At 31.3% G+C, this 21,230-nt stretch carries 18 protein-coding genes, 1 pseudogene and 2 riboswitches; of the genes and pseudogenes, 6 read left to right on the forward strand and 13 right to left on the reverse strand.

The features are described 5' to 3' along the window. Window positions 1-173 precede the first annotated feature (173 nt). Entirely contained in the window at window positions 174-686 is a 513-nt protein-coding gene (locus tag HMPREF2561_RS06155; protein ID WP_017174762.1) for a DUF308 domain-containing protein, read from the reverse strand. Window positions 687-977: 291 nt separating this feature from the next. On the opposite strand from HMPREF2561_RS06155, the gene HMPREF2561_RS06160 reads away from it, so the two are divergent. Beyond that, window positions 978-1,664, forward strand: a complete 687-nt coding sequence (locus tag HMPREF2561_RS06160; RefSeq protein WP_017174761.1) for a type 1 glutamine amidotransferase domain-containing protein — start codon at window positions 978-980, stop codon at window positions 1,662-1,664. 70 nt (window positions 1,665-1,734) lie between these two features. On the opposite strand, the gene HMPREF2561_RS06165 is transcribed toward HMPREF2561_RS06160, so the two are convergent. Continuing rightward, entirely contained in the window at window positions 1,735-2,556 is an 822-nt protein-coding gene (locus HMPREF2561_RS06165; RefSeq protein ID WP_002454638.1) for a LysR family transcriptional regulator, read from the reverse strand. Window positions 2,557-2,669: 113 nt separating this feature from the next. On the opposite strand from HMPREF2561_RS06165, the gene HMPREF2561_RS06170 reads away from it, so the two are divergent. Further along, window positions 2,670-3,662, forward strand: a complete 993-nt coding sequence (locus HMPREF2561_RS06170; RefSeq protein ID WP_049420678.1) for a YeiH family protein — start codon at window positions 2,670-2,672, stop codon at window positions 3,660-3,662. Between the two features lie 81 nt (window positions 3,663-3,743). On the opposite strand, the gene HMPREF2561_RS06175 is transcribed toward HMPREF2561_RS06170, so the two are convergent. Beyond that, complete coding sequence (locus tag HMPREF2561_RS06175) at window positions 3,744-4,316, reverse strand: ECF transporter S component (RefSeq protein ID WP_017174759.1); 573 nt, start codon at window positions 4,314-4,316, stop codon at window positions 3,744-3,746. Window positions 4,317-4,420: 104 nt separating this feature from the next. Further along, a riboswitch (TPP riboswitch) is annotated at window positions 4,421-4,519 on the reverse strand. A gap of 99 nt (window positions 4,520-4,618) precedes the next feature. Then, window positions 4,619-4,722, forward strand: a riboswitch (TPP riboswitch). 65 nt (window positions 4,723-4,787) lie between these two features. Between HMPREF2561_RS06175 and HMPREF2561_RS06180 the strand changes: the two genes are divergently transcribed. From HMPREF2561_RS06180 to HMPREF2561_RS06190, 3 genes are read left to right on the forward strand one after another with little or no spacing between them, the layout of a single operon-like run. Continuing rightward, entirely contained in the window at window positions 4,788-5,855 is a 1,068-nt protein-coding gene (locus HMPREF2561_RS06180; protein ID WP_017174758.1) for a LuxE/PaaK family acyltransferase, read from the forward strand. Between the two features lie 11 nt (window positions 5,856-5,866). Continuing rightward, the gene (locus HMPREF2561_RS06185; protein WP_070436540.1) at window positions 5,867-7,300 is read left to right on the forward strand and encodes an acyl-CoA reductase; all 1,434 of its coding nucleotides are present in this window, start codon (window positions 5,867-5,869) and stop codon (window positions 7,298-7,300) included. A gap of 21 nt (window positions 7,301-7,321) precedes the next feature. After that, window positions 7,322-8,089: an SDR family oxidoreductase gene (locus HMPREF2561_RS06190; RefSeq protein ID WP_017174756.1), complete on the forward strand. Its 768-nt coding sequence runs from the start codon at window positions 7,322-7,324 to the stop codon at window positions 8,087-8,089. 48 nt (window positions 8,090-8,137) lie between these two features. On the opposite strand, the gene HMPREF2561_RS06195 is transcribed toward HMPREF2561_RS06190, so the two are convergent. From HMPREF2561_RS06195 to HMPREF2561_RS06225, 7 genes are all read right to left on the reverse strand, one after another. Next, window positions 8,138-8,995, reverse strand: a complete 858-nt coding sequence (locus HMPREF2561_RS06195) for an ABC transporter substrate-binding protein (RefSeq protein ID WP_017174755.1) — start codon at window positions 8,993-8,995, stop codon at window positions 8,138-8,140. A 135-nt stretch (window positions 8,996-9,130) separates the two neighbouring features. After that, window positions 9,131-10,474 carry a dihydrolipoyl dehydrogenase family protein gene (locus HMPREF2561_RS06200; protein WP_070436541.1) on the reverse strand — a complete coding sequence of 448 codons (1,344 nt, stop codon included), beginning with the start codon at window positions 10,472-10,474 and terminating at the stop codon, window positions 9,131-9,133. Window positions 10,475-10,491: 17 nt separating this feature from the next. Continuing rightward, complete coding sequence (locus HMPREF2561_RS06205) at window positions 10,492-10,932, reverse strand: MarR family winged helix-turn-helix transcriptional regulator (RefSeq protein ID WP_048761099.1); 441 nt, start codon at window positions 10,930-10,932, stop codon at window positions 10,492-10,494. Between the two features lie 368 nt (window positions 10,933-11,300). Then, window positions 11,301-13,004: an ABC-ATPase domain-containing protein gene (locus HMPREF2561_RS06210; RefSeq protein WP_070468552.1), complete on the reverse strand. Its 1,704-nt coding sequence runs from the start codon at window positions 13,002-13,004 to the stop codon at window positions 11,301-11,303. 265 nt (window positions 13,005-13,269) lie between these two features. Beyond that, a complete protein-coding gene (locus HMPREF2561_RS06215; protein WP_017174751.1) occupies window positions 13,270-13,509 on the reverse strand; it encodes a hypothetical protein in 240 nt (79 codons plus the stop codon). A 449-nt stretch (window positions 13,510-13,958) separates the two neighbouring features. Next, the gene (locus HMPREF2561_RS06220) at window positions 13,959-14,738 is read right to left on the reverse strand and encodes a (S)-acetoin forming diacetyl reductase (protein WP_070468554.1); all 780 of its coding nucleotides are present in this window, start codon (window positions 14,736-14,738) and stop codon (window positions 13,959-13,961) included. Between the two features lie 99 nt (window positions 14,739-14,837). Then, window positions 14,838-15,734, reverse strand: a complete 897-nt coding sequence (locus HMPREF2561_RS06225; protein ID WP_070436545.1) for a LysR family transcriptional regulator — start codon at window positions 15,732-15,734, stop codon at window positions 14,838-14,840. A 130-nt stretch (window positions 15,735-15,864) separates the two neighbouring features. On the opposite strand from HMPREF2561_RS06225, the gene HMPREF2561_RS06230 reads away from it, so the two are divergent. Continuing rightward, complete coding sequence (locus HMPREF2561_RS06230; protein ID WP_017174748.1) at window positions 15,865-17,049, forward strand: MFS transporter; 1,185 nt, start codon at window positions 15,865-15,867, stop codon at window positions 17,047-17,049. Between the two features lie 119 nt (window positions 17,050-17,168). On the opposite strand, the gene HMPREF2561_RS06235 is transcribed toward HMPREF2561_RS06230, so the two are convergent. The 3 genes and pseudogenes from HMPREF2561_RS06235 to HMPREF2561_RS06245 all read right to left on the reverse strand — a co-directional run bounded on the left by HMPREF2561_RS06235 (window position 17,169) and on the right by HMPREF2561_RS06245 (window position 21,090). Further along, a complete protein-coding gene (locus HMPREF2561_RS06235; protein WP_070468557.1) occupies window positions 17,169-18,563 on the reverse strand; it encodes a YfcC family protein in 1,395 nt (464 codons plus the stop codon). Window positions 18,564-18,740: 177 nt separating this feature from the next. Then, window positions 18,741-20,029 (reverse strand): annotated as a pseudogene (gene arsB, locus HMPREF2561_RS06240) (arsenite efflux transporter membrane subunit ArsB). Between the two features lie 185 nt (window positions 20,030-20,214). After that, complete coding sequence (locus HMPREF2561_RS06245; protein ID WP_070436546.1) at window positions 20,215-21,090, reverse strand: hypothetical protein; 876 nt, start codon at window positions 21,088-21,090, stop codon at window positions 20,215-20,217. Window positions 21,091-21,230 lie beyond the last annotated feature (140 nt).

The following is a 21,230-nucleotide window of genomic DNA, read 5'->3' on the forward strand; positions in this document are numbered from 1 at the left end:
TTCCTCCTAAACATGTTCATGTGTTTTATCAATTATCATTCTAATACTTACGTCATATTCTGTATATCAACTTTACTTTTCATTCAACGCAACAGATATTCTTTTTAAAAGAAAAACTCCTCACTTTTACAGCAGTGAAGAGTTTAAAATTTAATACGTTTGACATAAATACATTATGCTAGACCATCAATCACGTATGTCACACCTAGGATTGCGAATGTAAATGCAATTAATGTTGAAACAAAAATCATACCCATCATTGGGTTAAATAATAAGATAATCCCTAAAATAATGCCTAGAATATTTATAATAATTGATAAACCGCGTAATTGATGTTGTTGTGATATGGTAAACAGACCGATAACCGAACTGAAAATAAACCAAAACGCAAACATAAATACAAAGAATACTGAACTTGCTCCAACATTAAATACAACAAGAATGCCAAAGATTAAATCGATAATACCATTAATTAAAATTAATTTTGTATTTACACCTACGAGTTTTTTTGCCGTACGACGGAATAAAAGTTGAATGACACCGCCTATCATAATGAGTAAGCCAATCAGCCAAGTAAGTGTATAAAAGTTTTGCACTGGATTACTAAATATAACCACAGCAATAATTAGTAATAACGTACCAATGATTAAACTTGACCAATTTAATTTTCCATTATCTTGGGCCATTATTATCTCTCCTTTTTATATTTAAAGATTACTACAAGTATAATTTATCTATTATTGGAATACAAAAAACCTCACTAATCGATTGATTAGTGAGGCCACTTTTACGAATTCATAGAATTGGTAAATTGTATATTAATATGTACCACTATTTAACGTTTTTAAACAATTTTTGTAACATTATTTTCAATCACATTAATTTATAATTTTAATATAAAAAATATACCTAGCATGTGTTATTCCTCCTTAAAAATGGGTAATTATGAATTACGTAAACAATTTAGGAGGTATACAATGAGTAAAGCATTAGTAGTTGTTACAAGTGTTTCAAAATATCCTGATATGAATCGTCCAACTGGATTATGGTTAGGTGAAGTCGTTCACTTTGCAGATGTATTGTACAAAAATGGTTATGATATCGACTATATTAGTCCAGAAGGTGGCTATACAGCTATTGATCCTGCAAGTCTACAAGAAGATATGATGTCTGAGTTAGATTGGAAATATTATCAAGATAAAGACTTCATGACACGTCTTGGTAGTACACTTACACCAGATGCTGTACGTGCTGAAGATTATGATATTATCTATTACGCAGGTGGTCACGGAACAATTTGGGACTTCAAAGATAATAAAGATTTACAAGAATTAACACGTAAAATTTATGAAAATAACGATGCAGTTTCTTCAGTATGTCATGGTGCTATCGGACTATTAAATGTTACAGATAGTGAAGGTAATTCTATTATTAATGGTAAAACTGTAACTGGTTTCTCTAATACTGAAGAAGAAGCAGTTGGCTTAGCAGATAAAGTACCTTATTTAACAGAAGATGAACTTAAAAATCGTGGTGCAAATTACGAAAAAGGTGACAACTGGAGCCAATTCGCTGTTATTGATGGTCACATTATCACAGGTCAAAATCCACAATCTGGTAAAGCTGTAGCTGAAAAATTCTTTGAATTAAAAAACAATAAATAAGACACCCCGCAGTGTTAATAAAAAAGTTGGACCTTTCAATCTTTAGAAAGATCCAGCTTTTTTACATACTCTACTTCATAATCATTTCAATGACAGCTCTAATATTTTTATCAATATATTTATCAACATGTTGAGCAAGGTAATAGTGACGTTTCACATTTAAAGTTGTTATCATTAATTTTTCATAATCCTCGGGATGAATTGCTGATTTTGAAATAATCGCAAACCCATTTCCAGCCTCTACCATTTGTTTGATAATCTTAATATTATTAATTTCTATCAAATATGGATTTAATTTTAACTCAGAAAGACCTACTTCCTGATAAAACCTTGTTCCAGACCCTTTTTCTCTAACGAAACATATATCCATTCTAGGTTGAACCGATTTTTTGTAAATATACACCATTTCGTCTTCTATTATTTTCTTACATTTTATTACATTGTCTTGAATTTCCTTTTCTACAATACCTATATCTACTCTGTTGTGTTTAATATCATTTATAACAGAATCTGAATTATTAACACGTAAATGAATATGTAACTTAGGGTATTGTTGCATAAGACTGGTAAGCTGTTCTGATAATAAATATTCACCATATGTATAACTGCTTCCAATTGTTAAAGTGCCTGAGATGATCTCAGATTCCGATGTTAAGTTTTGCCATAATTCTTGTTCAATACTTTCCCGCTGCAATGCGTATTGTAATAGCTTTTCGCCATCTCTAGTTAGTTTTAAATATGGAGATTTAAATTCAAATATTTTAACATTATATTTTAATTCTAAACGTTTAATATCACGACTCACAGAAGGCTGCGAAGTATATAAATTTTCTGCTGCTCTAGTAAAACTTTCTGTTTTGATTACTTCAATTAATACCTTATACGGATCCATGCATCATTCTCCTTTAAGTCTAATATAACATTTTTGATATATATACTATACTTATTATTTATTTAACGTTATAACAATAACGTGCTAAGATTTCATATCGAGGTGAAAGTACTATGAAATCAATCACGCAGCCTTCATTTATGAAAGGTATTATGTTTACATTTATGATCGCAATGATCAGTTATATATTAGCTAAATTTCCTATTTTACATACGATTGGGGCATTAGCTATTGCTATCATTTTTGCGATGCTATATCGCCAAGTGATGGGATATCCAGAACACATTCGTCCAGGTATTACGTTCGCATCGAAACGTTTATTAAAATTTGCGATTATCTTATATGGGTTAAAATTAAATATGGGAGATATTCTAGGTAAAGGCTGGAAATTACTACTTATTGATATTATCGTAATTATCTTTTCAATAAGTTTAACTTTAATTTTGAATCAAATTATTAAAGGAAATCAAGATATCTCTATACTACTTGGTATTGGTACAGGAGTATGTGGAGCTGCAGCTATTGCAGCTACAGCACCAATCTTAAAATCTAAAGAAAAAGACATTGCAATAAGTGTAGGTATTATTGCACTAGTTGGAACTATATTTGCACTTATTTATACAGCTATCGAGGCTATTTTTAACATACCTACTATAACTTATGGCGCTTGGACAGGTGTGAGTTTGCATGAAATCGCTCATGTCGTCTTAGCAGCAGATATTGGCGGGCCAGAGGCAATGACATTTGCTTTACTTGGAAAATTAGGCCGTGTGTTTTTACTTATTCCATTAAGCATTGTCTTAATTTTGTATATGCGTTATAAGTCACACTCAAGCCAAGTACAACAAAAAATCGATATTCCTTACTTTCTCATTGGATTTATCATAATGGCTTTTATCAATACATTTGTTCCTATTCCTTCATTACTTATGAATATTATAAATGTTATTACAACGGTATGTATGTTAATGGCGATGGTTGCTCTAGGATTGAATATCGTTTTAAAAGAAGTTATTTCAAAAGCACTTAAACCTTTCATAGTGATATGTATAACTTCAATTTGTCTATCTGGAATAACTTTTACAATTATTAAAGTATTTTATTAGTAAATTAAACCTATTAAAATCATACCCATAAAGTTTCGTAGATTTTAATAGGTTTTTCTGATCTTTATATATTATTAATGATTATAAAGAATCAATATCTTTTTTCGAAGAACTTTGGAACAAATTTGTAACTCCTGTTTTTTCTAATGCTTTTACAATATAATAACCAAACATACCAGATAAAATTGTGCCACTAATAATTCTTATCGTATAAAGTAATATAACGTTCCAAGTAGGCAAATCTCCTAAATAATTAAATACCCAATCTACTGGTATAGTAAATATTCCTGCAGTAGCTCCAGCTATCATCGCCACTATTAATTTATAAGATTTATATTTAAAAATTAAAAATATCAATTCACATGCTAATCCCTGAGCAAAACTATGTAATAAAATCGACATATTTAATTCCCCAGATAATATTGTTTCTCCTGCCCCAGCTGCTAACTCTGCTAACAAGGCTACTCCTGGTTTTCTAATAATTAAGAACGCAACAATTGCGGCAACGAACCATAATCCATACGCAATTTGATCTAAATGTAATCCTATTGGTTTTAAACCAGCAACCATTAATCCAACTACTTTATAAAATAAGCCAAATATAAAGCTAATCAATACTGTTGCTAGAATATCCGCTAATTTTAATTTTTTCATAATATTTAGACTCCTATCTGAATTTTTAAGTGAAAACACATAAAAAAACACAAACATATCCCTTCTAGATAGTTTGCGCATTTAAAAGTATATATATGTATGTAAAAACCTATTATATACTTCCCTACGCTAGTACTAACTAGTTCAGGTTCAAAGGGTTTGGATAACTCCATCTCAGTTTATAAACACCCCTAGTACTTATATCTATTATAAAATAAATATAAAATTTTTTTATTTTTTTGTCAAAGAACAATTTTGCTATTTTATTTATTTTAAAATATAATACAGATATTAGATTGAATATATATCACTATGGGTGCTACTTGCTGAGAGAAGCTAATATGTCGCTTCAACCATTGAACCTGTTATGGTTAAAACCAACGTAGGAAAGTGATTTAGTAATTGTTGTCATTACTACTACACAGAGAGCACTTTTTGTTGCTCTCTTTTTTTATGAAAGGAGATTAATATATGGACATTAATCAAATTAAAGAAAGTGTTTTAGATTTTATTGAACGTGGTAATTCAGATGATTTTCCAGAAATGGCTTTAAAAATTTACAAATTTCAATTTAATGAAAACGAAGATTATAAAAAATTCAGTATCTCTAAAGGTAAAACACCACAAAATGTTTCAAATTGGAAAGAAATACCTGCTGTTCCAATCAATGCATTTAAATATGCTACGTTTAGCGCTATACCACTTAAGGATACTAAATATACATATATGACCAGTGGAACAACGAGTGGTATTAAAGGAAAAAACTATCATATGGATTTAGAGGTTTATGACTTAGCATTAACTACTTTTTTTAAAAAGATGTTCATACCGGATATTGAGAAAATAAAAATAGGCGTTTTGTTCCCCACTCCTCAAGCTATGCCTAACTCTTCATTGGCTCATTATCTTGAAGTGGCTAGAACTAACTTTGGAACGAAAGATAGTCAAAATTATATCGATGAACATGGTATTCAATATGAATCATTAATAAAAGATTTGAAAAACTCAGAGGATAATCAAAAACCATTTGCTCTTTTAGGGGCAACTTATAGTATGGTACATTTATTAGAATATCTTGATGACCATAACATTAAATTTCATTTACCCAAAGGTAGTCGCATATTAGATACAGGAGGTTACAAAAATCGTTCCAAAGAATTACCTCAACATGATTTTTACGAACGATTAACAACTACTTTTGGTATTCCTAAAGAAAATTGTGTCAACATGTATGGTGTTACAGAATTAAGTACCCAATTTTACGATAAAGGTAATACCATTTCTCCTTCAACTAAATATAGTCCTCATTGGTGTCGAAGTAGAATTGTAAATCCTTTAACAATGGAAGAAGTATCTGAAGGAGAGAAAGGTATTCTTATTCACTATGATTTAGCTAACTACAATTCAGTTGCAGCAATTTTAATGGAAGATATAGGAGAATATAAAGAAAAAGGTTTCGTTTTACATGGTAGAACTAAAGGATCATTAGCTAAAGGATGCTCATTAGCGATGGAAGATTTTCTAAATGCTACACAATAAGGAGATTTAATATGGAATTTAAATTAGGACATATTCCTTTTATTGTAGAAAAGCAACTAAATTATAAAAGATTAGAGTTTGCAGACATAACCGGTTTAGTTCCTATTTTAAGCGAACAACAATTAGAAACTGTTGCTCTACAAATAAAAAAGAATAAAAAAAAATTATCCGAATATTCTACTGATTATATTATTAATGTTATTGATCAAGCTATTCATATTCTACTCGATCGTAATAGTCCTTGGCGTTCTCAAGTTGAAGAAGTGATTCCTCAAATCACTGGATATAGCTATGAAACAATTAAAGTAGGATTCACGAAATATTTATCTAGATTTAGAAAACATGAGCTTTCTCGTTTTTTAACAGAAGATTTTACTAATCCCAATATTTTAAATCAATTTGTCCCCAATTCTAAAGGCGGTTACTCAAAAGCTATTAGTTCAGATATTGTTACGCATTTATGGTCTGGAAATGTCCCTGGTCTACCATTATGGAGTTTAATTAGTAGTTTATTAGTAAAATCTGGAAATATTTGCAAATTACCTAAATCAGAACCATTTATAGGAAGTTGGTTCGCTCAGATAATTAATGAAATTGATCCAACAATTGGAGCTTGTATTGCTGTGCTATATTGGCAAGGAGGCGTTACTGATATAGAACGTGTAGCGATTAAACATTCAGATATTATCATTGGTTATGGTGACAACAATACTCTAAATGAAGTTTCTAAACGTATCCCTGTTACTAAAAGATTTTTATCTTATAATGAGAAAATTAGTTTAGCTATTATTAGTAAAGAAGCTTTAAAACCTAATAAAGTTAAAAGCCTAGCTCAAGATATCGCACTTGAAATTATTCGTTATGATCAACAAGGTTGTTATTCTCCTCAAATGATATTTATAGAAAGTTCACTTAAGATAACACCTAAAATGTTTGCTCAAATGATCAAGAGTGCACTACAGCAGTTAGAACTTCAATACCCTCTTCATACATTATCAATTGATGAAAGTATGGAACGTCTTAATCGATTGAAAGATGAAGAAATGAAATCATTATTTAATAATAATCGAGAGGTATATACTAATAAAGATTCTTCTTGGGTTTTAATTTATCAAGAAGAATTACAATTTACCCCAAGTCCTTTAAATAGATTTATTCGTATCATGCCTTTTGATGATATTCATAATCTTGTACATATATTTAGTCCATTCAAAAATTATTTACAAACAGTTGGTATAGCTGCTTCTGTCGAAACTACCTTTAAATGGTGTGAAAAATTGGCTAATATAGGTGCTAACCGCTTTTCAAGTATAAATTCTATGACATTACCAGAAGCAGCTTGGCATCACGATGGTGGTTTTAATTTAAAAGATTTAGTTTTTTACGTTGATATAGAACAAAGTTTATTGCAGAAAAGTGAGCGATACACTACTTACGAAATATAATTAATTAAGGATGATTATATAATGACGACATTTAAAGAACACGTAATATTAATTACAGGATCCAGTAGGGGCATAGGACGTTCTATTGCTCTGGCGTTCGCTAAAGAAAAATCTACGGTTATAATTAATTATTTAGCAAATGAAAAAGCTGCGCTTAAAACTGTGGAAGATTGTAAAAGTTTAGGAGGACATGCTGAAGCGATTAAGGCAGATATTAAAAACGAAGTTGAAGTAAAAAAAATGATTGATAATATAATTAAAAATTACGGAAAGTTAACTTGTTTAGTTAATAATGCATTTGCTTCTTTCGAATTTAATTCTGAAAATCGTAAGATAATTGAAGAAATAACGTGGAATGATTATCTTTCCCAATTTGAAGGAGCTCTAAAATATACTCACAATACAGTAAAATATTGTCTGCCTCATTTAAAAAAACAATCCAATAGTTCTATCATAAATATTACAAGTAATTTAACTAAACGACCTATAATTCCATATCATCAATATAATATTGCTAAGTCCACTTTAGAAAGTTATACTAAAAATCTCGCCAGGGAACTTGGACAATATAACATTCGCGTTAATTGTATTGCTCCAGGGTTAGTTTATCCTACTAAAGGAACCATAAATACAAAAGAATCTTTAAAAGAAGAAATCATACATCAAACACCTCTAGGAAGAATAGCTACACCTAATGATATTGCAGGCTCTGTTCTCTTTTTTTCATCACAATGGAGTGACTTCATAACTGGACAAACCTTATATGTTGATGGTGGTTTTACTATTTAAATGAATTAGAACCCAGCATATTACATATAACATGCTGGGTTTATCAGATTATTCTTCAATATTTGTTAAGTCTTCTAAGATTAATTCTGATGCGATTAAGCCTCTATATTTTGCCCAACGTTCACGGTTTACATCGTGTACACGATCATTTCTAACTGCTTCAATATTTGACCACGCTTCTGATTCTTTTAATTTTTCATAATCTGCTTTGTTATCTTCATCTACCATAATCAATATACGTTCTGGATTGAAGCTTGCAAATCGGTCTGTATCTACTTTTAAGTAATCTGCACCCATATATTCAGGTAGGTGGTTCTCCATATCTTCAGGAATAGAACCATTAAAACCAACTTTTTGCAAGAATTGTCCAACATATGAATGTGATGCATGAACATATAAGCCATCATGTGTTGGTACAGCAGCAATAGTTGATACGTCTTTATCAAGTTTAATATCTTTGCTTAAGTCTTCAACTTTTTCATTGTGTTGAACAACAAGTTCACGGCCTTTATCTTCTTTAGATACGAGTTCTGCAATTTGTTTAAATGTTTCAATACTTTGATCGTAGTTAGCATCAAAACTTTCTAATAATACTGTCGGTGCTGCCGTATTTAATTTTTCAAATATTGATTCATGTCTTGTTTTATCTGCTAAGATTAATTGTGGTTCTGCTTTTTTAATTAATTCTGTATCAGGCTCCAAACGTGAACCAACAGATGTATAGTTACCTACTAAGTGTTTAATAGAATTTTCTAAGTTATTTTTATCTTTGTCATCAGCAATACCTGTGACATTCAATTCTAATTTAGCTAATGCTTCTACAAAAGAATATTCTAACGCAACGACTGATTCTAATTCATCTGGTATTTCTACTTTAACACCATTCGATTCAAATTCTTTACCCATAATATAAATCCCTCCAAATGAGATGACGTTTCATTTTTCGTACAATATAGTTATTTACGTTTTAGAGAAATTTAAACATTTCATTCTTTTATAAAAAAAACGATTAGCCACATGGACTAACCGTTTTATTATTACCTATAGCATGTTTAATCTTAATAAATCGATCACGCCTGTTGAAGCGCCTGGGAAAGCAAAAATCAATTGACTTAATTCTTTGGCTGTTAAACGTTGATTAATGATAAATACAAGTAAGTTTACTAAATCATTGGCAGCATCTGCATAGATTTCAGCACCTACTAAGTGTTTATGTTCATCTAGTACAATATACATTTCAGCTTCTGTTTCATTCTTATATTCGAATACCATTTGTTTACCGAATGGCACATGTTTTACTGTATATTGATCATTTTCTTTTGCGTCTTCTACAGTTACACCAATTTGTGATAAACGTGGAAGCGAATAAAGTACCGAAGGAATAGCTGGATATTTAATTTCATCTTGTACCATACCTAAAATATGTGCAGCAATATAATTTGACTCGAATGTTGCTGTTGGCGTTAATTTAGGAATCGTTTTATCTAAAACGTCACCGCTTGCGTAAATATTTTTAACATTTGTTCTTAAGTACTCATCTACTTCAATACCTTTTTTACTATAATTGATACCGACATTTTCTAATCCAATACCTTCAACATTTGGAACTCTTCCTGTTGCATCAAGTACATATTCTGTATTGATTGATAATCCAGATTCAGTTGTTAGTGTAAACGCGTCTCCTTCTTTTTTAACTGCAACTGTATTTTCATTTAGATAGAATTTAACGCCTTCATCTTCTAATTTTTCAACTAATTTATCTACATGATTACGGTTAAATCCTGGTAAAATCTCATCTGTATGATGAACCACATGAACGTCAGCGCCAGTTTTAATCATGATAGATGCAAATTCGATACTGATAATTCCGCCACCAATGAATGTGATACTTTTTGGTGTGTCTTCCATCGATAAGAAGTCACGGCTATCATGTGTATATTCTTTACCTTCGATAGGTAATTTATTGCTATGTTGACCTGTCGCAACGACGATATTTTCAGTTTCAATCGATTCACCATTTACTTCAACTGTATGTTCATTTTTAATTACACCTGTACCATCATATACATCAATACCTTGTTGTTCAAATAATGATTTTAACTGACCAGCCATTGGATCAATCACTTTATGTTTATAATCCATTAAGTTTGACCAATTTACTTTAAGATTTTGTGATTCAACAATACCAGGATAGTGTGTTGCTTCTTCTAACACTTCAAATGGATTTTCAAGTAAGATTTTAGCATTACAGCCCCAGTTTGTGCATGTTCCCGCAATACGCTCTTTTTCGATAATTGCTACTTCTTTACCTGCATGTTTTAATGTTAAAGCTGCATGCCAAGCTGCATGTCCACTACCAATAAATGTAACGTCGTATGTTTTCATTTAACTCATCCTCTTCTTTATTTTTTATTGAGTTGTTTCAAACCATGTTCTAATTGTTCTAATACGTCTTTTGCTTGGTTATAATTCGTTTTATCAAAATTTGAAGGTAAACATTCGGCTACAGCTTCAAAAACTGCTTCTTGTTGTTGGTGTGCTTTTTCAGTAAGTGTCACCATCAGTTGACGTTTATCAGTTTCAGAACGTTCTCTTATGACCCATCCTGATTGTTCTAATCTTTTTAAAAGTGGTGTCAACGTATTACTTGATAAATCAAGTTGTCTACCAATCTCATGTAATGTTCGATTATCTTCTTCCCATAAAGCCAGTAACACTAAATATTGAGAATACGTTAATCCAAATGGCCTTAATTGTTGTTCATAAAATTGTGCAAATAAGCGGCTCACATTATATGCCGAAAAACATAATTGATTCGCTAATGTCATTTCATCCTTTTTCAACACAGCACCTCTTTTCTATCGTTCGCGATTGATTTTAGTATAAACAATCGTGCGCGATTAATCAAATGATAAATATCCAAACATTTCTAAAATATTGAAGGTGAGAGATAGAATTTATTTTAAATTTACTGTTCCACTCTCTAATACTTTTACTATTTTAATTAGAAAAGACTCACTTTCCTTTAATAAAAAGAAAAGTGAGTCTATGATTTACTTATGTTTAATCTACAAATATTTATTTTTTAATCTTTTTTTCGTAGTTTCCCGTATTCTTCCGGTATTAATTCAGATGCTTCACTATTAATCAGACTTTTAATTTTTTAAAAGTAAGACTACCTGCCTACTAAAAAAGATAAGATATACTCTTTTTATTTCACTTTCAATCCTCTATATCGATTTAAGGTACCGATAAATTCTTGTTTACGAGGTAAGGCAAGATGTCCTGGATGTCCATTAAAATGAGAGAGCGCTTCTAACCCTTCATGCTCAATTAAATGATACATTTCATTTGTTGCTTGAATTATGGAATTCTGATTATTGATACCATGACGTCTAAAGTAATCTAACATCACCGTAATAGCATTGGTCTGACTATCATCCACAAGTTGTTCTAATCCTGTTAGGTTAATAGGCTCATGACCATACATAATAGAATGTAATCCTTTTGCTTTAAAACGTTTTTCTTTTCCTTTTATAGAGAAAGAATCTGTTAACGGTATGCGATGAGATAGCACTCCAAATGACTGCTCACCATCAATTTCTCGCTTATAGCCGTCAGTATTCGTAATTTCTTTTGCTTCTTCTGTTACATCTTTTAAATGATATTCATCCATCATTAACACTTGGTCAGCAACATCAAAATAATCTCCTGAACCACCCACAATAAGAATAGTAGAAACATTATAATCTTCATATAATGATTTTACTTTATTAGAAAATGGAGTAATCGGCTCTTTTTCTGGAGCAATCAGTTGTTGCATACGACCATCACGAATCATAAAATTGGTAGCTGATGTATCTTCATCGACTAATAATAATGAACTTTCTGCTTCTAAAGCTTCGATTACATTTGTGGCTTGAGATGTACTACCACTTGCGTTTTCTGTAGAAAAGTGTGTCGTATCTTTCTTTCCTGGAAGATTATCAATAAATGGACTAATATCGACATTTTCAACGTTTCGACCATCCTCAGCACGTATTTTCATTGCATCATGTTGAGTCACCACAAATTCTCGACCGTCATGTTGAATGTGATCATATACACTACGCTCAAGCGCTTCTAATAGTGTCGATTTACCATGGTAACCTCCACCGACAATAAGTGTAATCCCTTGTGGAATAGCCATCCCTGTGACTGACCGACCACTTGGAAGATTGAATGTATGTTCAAATTTCTTAGGACTTGTGAATTGAATGGCACCTTTCATTGGAGCGTCTGAAACACCACTTTTTCTTGGCAAGATTGAACCATTTGCCACAAATGCGACTAAATGCTCTGTTTCAAGTTGTTGTCTAATATAGGTCTGGTCTAGTTTTAATACAACTTGTTCTTTCAATGCTTGTTGATTTAAATTTTTATATCGTATCGCTTTTTCTACTATTTGAGGAATGCCATGTATTATCGTATATGCTGCTGCTTTTCCTAGAATCTTACGTCCAGCTGCCGGTAGTCCAACTTCAATACGTATTTCAATCTCTTTATCATTAATCACTACAGATGTACGTTCGAGTATCTCTTGTCCTGGATGATCGATAAAGATCTTCCCATTTTTACCCGAACCTTTCACTGTACGATTGAAATGTTTTAACTGGGTATCCACTGTTCGAGTTAAAAAGTCTGAAGTCGCTATACGTTTATCTTTAGTGTCTAATAATTCATTAGGAATTTCAGTCTCATGTTTCTCAATAATGACACGCATTTTTGAAGGTGACGCAAAAGGATCGACTTGGACATGATCGATAGCTAGATGGAATTGATCAAATTGATATATCCCTTTCATTCGTTTATAAGCGCCATATTTTTGTCCGTCTAAAGATTTAAGTAATCGTTCTAAATCTTTTGACTGTTTCATCTTAATTCCTCCGTTCATAACATTGCTTTTTTATGTTTACCCTTTTTTAAAAAAATAAAAAATCACTACTCCAAATCATTGAAGTAGCGATATATATACGTTATTCAGATTTAACATCTGTTCGTCACCATAAATCATGTTCAATTTTAGCTAAATTGCGACCCCGTGTTTCTGAAAGATGCTTAATCACAAAGAACATCGCGAGTACACCAATAGCTGTAAAGATTACCATTCATATTAATATTATATAAAATCGTTTTCTTTTCTAAGCAAGTAATAATGGACTTGAAAAAATAAGAAAGAAAATAATTGTTAAAAATAACGTGATACCATTAAATACTTTGCTGCTACTCATTAGACCTACAACACTTGAAACCACTGACAATAGCATGACAAAAAAGCCAGGTAAATACCAAAACATATCTGTAAATGTAATCGAAACTGCAAGTAGAAATGATAATACACATAAGATACCAGAAACTATATTCATATTGTTTATTCTCATTGATGTCTTCCTTTCTGTAAGATATTAATAACATTATATACTATATTTACATTTAAATTTACTATATATCATTATTTTTTAAAAATATAAAACACTCTCATTAATAAATATCTAAGTAAGCGTATTTTATCTTTGATTGCGTCTCTAAATCTTTTTGTTACTTGTAGGTGTATTAGCTTTTATTGCTTATTATTTTTGCTAATTACTCATTTTTAATGAGTTATACAATTGCGATGAGTCCAATCATTATTGGTCTATATTTATAGGAAAGGTAACGTTGTCATCAATTAGACTAGTACATAAAAAAACAATAAGGTTAAGTATTTCATCAATATGCAGATAGTATCTACTAAAAGAATATAAAAATGCACCCTAAAAGTTAGATTTTAAGTCCAACTTTTGGGGTGCGTATCAGTTTTAAAAATAATAATATATATTTGTTGTTTAAATTAGTGGAATCTCATACCGCCATCAACAATAATAGTTTGACCAGTAATGTAATCAGAATCACTGCTAGCTAAGAAACCAACCACATTGGCTACATCTTCTGGTTTAGATAAACGTTTTAATGTGATTTGATCAGTGAATTGTTTCCAACCCCATTCTTCTGGTTGATTATTTTCTTCGGCTAATTTTTTAGCAATACCTTCCATCATAGGTGTTTCAACGATACCTGGTGCAAATGCATTTACTGTAATACCTTTGTCAGCTAAATCACGTGCAGCAACTTGAGTTAATCCACGAACTGCGAATTTAGTACTACTGTATAAAGATAATCCCGCATTACCTTCAACACCTGCTTGAGATGTTGCGTTTATAATTTTACCGCCATGACCTAATTTTTCAAATTGTTCTAAAGCTGCTTGAATGCCCCAGAATACGCCTCCAACATTTACTCCGATAACTTGATTAAATTGTTCAGGTGTTACTGTATGAATAGGTGTTGTTGGTCCTAAACCAGCATTATTTACAACTACATTTAACTCTCCAAAATGTTCTACAACTTTACGTGTCACATCAAAAACATTTTCACGGTCGGATACGTCAGCTCTAAATGCTACTGCTTCTTGACCTTCTCTTGAAAGTGATTCAGCAGCTTTTTTTGCGCCTTCTTCATTAAAATCGACAATAGCAACGTTAAAACCGTCATTAAATAAACGTTCTGCTATTTTGAAACCAATACCTTGTGCTGCACCTGTAACAAGTGCTACTTTTTTAGAATTGCCCATTTACTACACCTCTTAAAGTAATATAACTTTCAATTATTATGTTAGCACTTTGTATGTAAAATACCATGAAAAGTTTGTGAACTTTTGAACAAAGTTTTGTTAATGATTACTTTTTAAATAATCAATAAATCGTAATAAAGAGGTTTCATTTTTTCTGTTGTCATTGACTATCGCTGTAAAATACACTGAATAATCAAAAGGATGGCCTAGAGGTATGGCCTCAATATATTCGTCATTTAAAATGGGTTCGTCTTCGATCATGTAACTAGAAATCATACCTACACCTAAGCCTTCTGCAACAGTTCTTAATAAAACGATGGGATTATGCGTACGAAATACAATTTTTAATTCTCCATTTTCTTCTTCGAATTTTTTCAAATGATGATGGTAAAAGCTACGATCATAGAGGATAAATGGATAGTCTTTAATATCCTCTAAATTAACAGTATCTTTAAACGTAAGTTTAGATTTAGCAGGTACAATAAGTTTAAAATTCGTCGATAAATTAAGAGGAAATTCATGAATTAAGGACATTGTTTTATCTGATTCTTTTTTACCAATTAATCCTAAATCTATCTCATTATTTCTCAACATTTTTATAATATTTTCACGGTCAGATTCTATAACTTCAATATCTACGTTTGGATAATCCACTTTAAATTGAGAAATGACTTTAGGAAGTAGTTTGTGAAATAACGTTGGTATAGTGGCTATGGTTAATTTTCCTGTTATATGTGTTTGTAAACGTTCTACTTCTAGCATGAGATGTTCTTTCGCTTCCAAAATTTCCAATATTTTTGGAATCAATCGTTTGCCAATTTCTGTCGGTATTGTCCCTTTTCTGGAGCGATAAAATAATGAATATCCTAATTCTGTTTCCAGATTAGCAATCGATTGACTCATGGCAGATTGACTAATATGCATTAGTTCACTTGCACGAATCATTGATTCTTGTTCGTATACTGATTTAACATATATTAGCTGTTCAAAATTCATATGTTCTCCTCCTTTATATCAGTTTTACTTATATTAAATTAAATTATTCTAATTATACATTAAGTCTTACTAATATTATAATAATTAAGTATAAATTAAGATAAATAGGATTAAATAGAGGAGGTTAAACATGTCGCAACGTTTATGGTCGAAAGACTTTATCTTTGTAACGATTGTGAATTTATTTATGTATTTAATTCACTACATGCTTATTGTGACAATTACACAATTCACAATCGAAACGTACCATGCTTCAGAAAGTATTGGCGGATTAGCAGCTGGTGTATTTATCATTGGCATGCTAGCTGGAAGATTAGGCGCTGGAAGAATCATCGATCATCTTCAACCTAAGAACGTGCTCATTGGCGGTGTCATTGGCTCTATTATAGCTATCGCTTTATATTTTACAATTCATAGTATTCTTATTTTGATGTTTGTTCGTTTTATTCATGGAATTGCCTTTGGTTTCTCTTCAACAGCAACGGGTACAATTTCTTCTAGATTAATTCCAGAAGAACGTAAAGGTGAAGGTATCGGTTACTACGGTTTAAGCGTGACGCTTGCTTCCGCTTTTGGCCCATTCTTAGGACTAGTATTAAATAATAATTTAGGATTTTCTTCAATTTTTGGCATCAGTTTGATTAGCATTGTCGTTTCATTTAGTTTTACTTTATTAATTAAAAAATTACCGATGAATCATGACATAGTTACTGAAGAACAATCACGTCCTAAAGGTCTCAGTGCTTTCTTACAAAAAGAAGCATTGCCTATTTCATGTGTCGTCATCTTAGTAGGAATTGCTTATGCAAGTGTACTTTCATTCTTATCAATATACAGTGAAATGTTACATTTAGTTACTGCATCTAGTTTCTTCTTTATTGTATTTGCAGTTGTGACCTTTGTGACACGTCCATTCACTGGAAAGATTTATGATCATTTTGGCGAAAATAAAGTCATGTATCCTGTACTTCTAAGTTTTGCAATAGGATTAGCTATTTTAAGTATAGTAAGTTCTCCATTTTTACTATTACTATCTGCAGCATTTATTGGCTTTGGTTATGGAACCATCGTTCCAACTGCACAAGCCATTGCCATTCAACAATCACCCACTAGTAAGATGGGATTAGCTACATCAACGTTCTATATTTTTGTGGACTTTGGTGCAGGCATGGGTCCTTTCATTTTAGGTCTACTCATTCCATTTATGGGCTATCGCTATTTATATCTTGCAATGGCAGGTCTAATTATTATTGCAATGATTTTATATTTCTTTGTACATGGTCGTTATCAAAACAGTACTTCATCAAAAGGTTAATGTATAAAAAAGAGCGTGCGTTCATTTAACACGAACACACGCTCTTTCGTTATTTTCACAAGATTTTTAAGACATCCATCTCACTAACTTCAGACAACCGTCAGTCTTACCTGATTTTTTTAGTATCCTATTACTAAAGCAATAGACATAGCAACGCTACATATCATTATCCATATTAATATAGGTTTCCATACAAACTTTACCCATTCCGTATAAGAAATTTTACCTACAGCTAGGGCTCCCATTAAAATTGCTGATGTAGGAAATAGAATATTACTGATTGCATCACCATATTGGAAGGCTAAGACAGTAAGCTGACGATTAATATGTAACAAATCAGAGATAGGAACCATTAAAGGCATCGTCGTTAATGCTTGACCCGAACCTGATGGAATAAAGAAATTAAGAATGAATTGTAAAATAAACATAGCTATAATCACTAATGACGTTGGTACATCTGATAATAAGGTCGTCAATGCATGAACAATGGTATCTATGATTTTCCCATTTTCTAACAGTACGATAATTCCTTTTGCGACACCAACAATCATTGCTCCAAATAGAATATTTTTCATTCCATCTACTAAAGCATCAAACGTACCATTAAACCCTAAGCCACCTACTAAGCCCGCTAAAATTCCTGCAAATAAGAAATTAGCGCTCATTTCATTGAAACTCCATCCAAATTTAAAAATACCAAATATATTGAAGAGGATAGTTGCCATAATAATCATTAAACTAAATGCTTGTTTTTTACTAAAATGTTGATAATCGAGATCTTGATCAACTTGTCCTTCTTCTTTTTCTAAATGATACACAATACTTTTAGTTTTATCTTTTTTAACTTTACTAGCATATAACATTACAGTTGAAATGGCCGTTGCTAATATAAAAAGATATATGATAGTTCGAAGGCCCCAACCTGAAAACATTGGAAGTTCAGCAACTGTTTGAGCCACCCCAACTGTAAAAGGATTTAACATGCCCCCACTAAAACCACTAGCTGCCCCCAAAATAACCATGGCAGCACCAGTTAATGCATCATAACCTAAGGTACGAGCAATAATAATACCAATGGGAACAAATATAATAGTTTCTTCAGCTAAACCTATTGTAAAACCTAATATTGAAAAGATGATCATCGTTAGTGGGATCATTAAAAAGTTGGCTTTTCCCAAAACTCTCATAGCTTTATTTACACCATTTTCAAAAGCACCTGTTTTGTGGACAATTCCAAAAGCGCCACCCACTAAAAATACATAAAAAACAATTTCTCCCCCACTAATCAATCCTTCTGGGACAGCTCTAAATATATTCAAAAAATTTAGATGTTCTGAAGATACTGTGTGATAGGTACCAGGAATAACTATGGTTTGTCCGTTTTTCTTTTCTCTCGCATATTCTCCAGCAGGAATAATATAAGTAAGTAACCAGGAAATTACTATAATCAACATTAATATTGCATAGGTGTGCGGCATTTCTAGTTTAAACTTTCCAGTTTTATTCTTTTTCATTTATGTCATCCCCTTGTTATTCATTACATATGAATCAAAAATCAAAATATATATAATTTATCATAACCTATTTAAACAAAAATGATAATATTACATTTTTAATAATTTTAAACTTTTTGTTTTATATAACAAAAGCCAAAAATCATATCATTTTTGGCTTCTTTTTAATAAGTCTGTCTATATCAATTTTAATGTTAAATATAAACCTAGTAAGGTCATGAATAAAACTGGAAGGGTAATAACGATACCTGTTTTAAAATAGGTGCCCCATGATATTTTAATTCCTTTTTGAGCTAAAACATGAAGCCATAACAATGTAGCTAAAGAACCAATCGGTGTAATTTTAGGTCCTAAATCTGAACCTATTACGTTAGCATATATCATTCCCTCTTTGAGTACATCAGTAACTGCTGATTGATGAATGGCAATCGCATCAATGAGTACGGTAGGTAAATTATTCATTATTGAAGAGAGTATAGCTGAGATAAAACCAACACCCATAATACTAGTAAATAAACCTTGATGCGCGATATTTGAAAATATATGACCTAACACATGAGTGATTCCCACGTTTTTCAAACCAAAGACAACTAAGTACATTCCCAGTGAAAATATAACAATATTCCATGGTGCGCCTTTTACAACTTTTCTAACTGGAACAGCATTCGATTTCGCCGCTAAAATAAGAAAAATAAGAGCAATACTACCTGCAATAATAGAGACAGGCACACGAACAAACTCACTCATCATATAACCTATAAGTAATAAAACTAATACGAACCACGATATACGGAATAATGAAGCATCTTTAATAACTAATTGAGGTGCCTTCATTTTTTTATATCCACTTGCTTTGGCATTGCCTTTTTAAAATAAAGACACAATACAATAATACTTGCGATTAATGAAAATATATTTGGAAGTATCATACGACTTAAATATTCTACAAATCCAATATTAAAATAATCTGCTGAAACAATATTTACTAAATTACTCACTGTAAACGGTAAAGATGTAGTATCCGCAATAAAACCACTGGCGATAATAAATGGAAATATCATCTTTTCTTTGAAACCTAAGTGACGTACCATTGCTAATACTATAGGAGTGAGAATAAGTGCTGCACCATCATTTGCAAAAAATGCAGCTACTATCGCTCCAAGTATCATAATGAAAATAAACATCTTTCGTCCATCGCCTTGAGATGCCTTTACCATATGAAGTGCTGCCCATTCAAAAAAGCCAATTTCATCTAAAATTAGTGAAATAAGAATAATAGCCACAAATGTTAGCGTTGCATTCCATACTATACTCGTCACTTCCATAACATCTGACCATCCTACTACGCCCGTCAGAAGTGCTACAACTGCACCAATAACAGCAGTAATCGAAATATCTAATTCTTTGGGTTGCCAAATTACAAAAATTAATGTGAGTACAAAAATGGTAATGGCTAAAAAAGTCATCATCTATCATCACCACTTTTATGCTTTAAATAATGCCATGTATCCCTAGAAAAATGAAATGTTGTATTTTTATATTTCATTTGCTCCGAACCTCCTACAATCTTATTCATCGTATCATAATAAAAAGAAAAACGTTGTAAAATGTCTTAATTTAAACATCTCACAACGTTTTATTAACAATTCATTTATTTTTCTTCTTTTACCACTTTTCCATTTTCATCTAATTTTTGAATTTTTCCGTGTTTCATTCTATATGTACCTAGAATCTCGCCTTTTTTGTTACGATAGTTCACAATCCAGTTACCATTATGATCTGTCATTTTGACATCATCCCATAAATAACCTGATTTTTTTAATTCTACGTCATCAAAATCAGAAATTAATTGATACACTTCGTTACGATAACGCGTATTTACACTACCAGATTTTTCTAAATCATTTGAAGCTAACGGATTCCCATTATCATTAGCACTATCAGGTAACGAGTTTGAAATATGCATTTTACTTATAAGTTCTGGTAAAGCTTTATTATCTTTATTATGTTTATATACTTCTTCTAAACTAGCTTCTTTTCCTTTATCAAGTAAATCGTTATAATCCAATGTACCTTTTTGCATACGTCCTACATAAACTGTATCTTTATTAACTCCAATTAGCGCTTGATAGGTACTTTTATCTGGATAAACCGTAAAGAACTGCATATGTTTTGGTGCATGTTTTACTGGTTGTTTCACTTTAACTAATGTAAAATCAACTAATTTATAATTATGTTTGCCCGTAGGTAATCTATATTCATAAATTCCAGTTAGAATTTCATTTTTAGTCAATGTATATTGATCGACACCATCAATACAGAATGCTAATGCTAATCGTTTTTTCGTTGATAATTTAGACGTATTGGTTAATGACGTTTCATCTTTTTTATCTGATTCGTTCTTTTTAGCTTTTTGAACGTTATTTTGATTTGATTTTGATTTATTATCTTCTTTTGAAGATTCATGCGTACTACAAGCAGCTAATAACATCATCATGATACTACCCAAAAATAAAAATTTTTTCATCTATTGGCCCCTCATACATTCTTCTTATTTTACTAATATACTATACATTATTTATACATTATTTGAAGGGGAAGATAAATATAAATTTTGTTAAAATACCACTTTTTTTCATAAAAGTTGCGTCTTATATAATTAAAAAA

The sequence above is a fragment of the Staphylococcus sp. HMSC069E10 genome (assembly GCF_001809205.1).
Lineage (GTDB): Bacteria > Bacillota > Bacilli > Staphylococcales > Staphylococcaceae > Staphylococcus > Staphylococcus hominis.

Excerpts from the sequence above, each read along its gene's own strand:
- HMPREF2561_RS06225 (WP_070436545.1), bottom strand. The coding sequence starts at position 15,734 with ATGAATTTTGAACAGCTAATATATGTTAAATCAGTATACGAACAAGAA.
- HMPREF2561_RS06165 (WP_002454638.1), bottom strand. The coding sequence starts at position 2,556 with ATGGATCCGTATAAGGTATTAATTGAAGTAATCAAAACAGAAAGTTTT.
- HMPREF2561_RS06160 (WP_017174761.1), top strand. The coding sequence starts at position 978 with ATGAGTAAAGCATTAGTAGTTGTTACAAGTGTTTCAAAATATCCTGAT.
- HMPREF2561_RS06200 (WP_070436541.1), bottom strand. The coding sequence starts at position 10,474 with ATGAAAACATACGACGTTACATTTATTGGTAGTGGACATGCAGCTTGG.
- HMPREF2561_RS06220 (WP_070468554.1), bottom strand. The coding sequence starts at position 14,738 with ATGGGCAATTCTAAAAAAGTAGCACTTGTTACAGGTGCAGCACAAGGT.
- HMPREF2561_RS06175 (WP_017174759.1), bottom strand. The coding sequence starts at position 4,316 with ATGAAAAAATTAAAATTAGCGGATATTCTAGCAACAGTATTGATTAGC.
- HMPREF2561_RS06185 (WP_070436540.1), top strand. The coding sequence starts at position 5,867 with ATGGAATTTAAATTAGGACATATTCCTTTTATTGTAGAAAAGCAACTA.
- HMPREF2561_RS06210 (WP_070468552.1), bottom strand. The coding sequence starts at position 13,004 with ATGAAACAGTCAAAAGATTTAGAACGATTACTTAAATCTTTAGACGGA.
- HMPREF2561_RS06170 (WP_049420678.1), top strand. The coding sequence starts at position 2,670 with ATGAAATCAATCACGCAGCCTTCATTTATGAAAGGTATTATGTTTACA.
- HMPREF2561_RS06190 (WP_017174756.1), top strand. The coding sequence starts at position 7,322 with ATGACGACATTTAAAGAACACGTAATATTAATTACAGGATCCAGTAGG.
- HMPREF2561_RS06195 (WP_017174755.1), bottom strand. The coding sequence starts at position 8,995 with ATGGGTAAAGAATTTGAATCGAATGGTGTTAAAGTAGAAATACCAGAT.
- HMPREF2561_RS06245 (WP_070436546.1), bottom strand. The coding sequence starts at position 21,090 with ATGAAAAAATTTTTATTTTTGGGTAGTATCATGATGATGTTATTAGCT.
- HMPREF2561_RS06155 (WP_017174762.1), bottom strand. The coding sequence starts at position 686 with ATGGCCCAAGATAATGGAAAATTAAATTGGTCAAGTTTAATCATTGGT.
- HMPREF2561_RS06230 (WP_017174748.1), top strand. The coding sequence starts at position 15,865 with ATGTCGCAACGTTTATGGTCGAAAGACTTTATCTTTGTAACGATTGTG.
- HMPREF2561_RS06215 (WP_017174751.1), bottom strand. The coding sequence starts at position 13,509 with ATGAGAATAAACAATATGAATATAGTTTCTGGTATCTTATGTGTATTA.
- HMPREF2561_RS06235 (WP_070468557.1), bottom strand. The coding sequence starts at position 18,563 with ATGAAAAAGAATAAAACTGGAAAGTTTAAACTAGAAATGCCGCACACC.
- HMPREF2561_RS06180 (WP_017174758.1), top strand. The coding sequence starts at position 4,788 with ATGGACATTAATCAAATTAAAGAAAGTGTTTTAGATTTTATTGAACGT.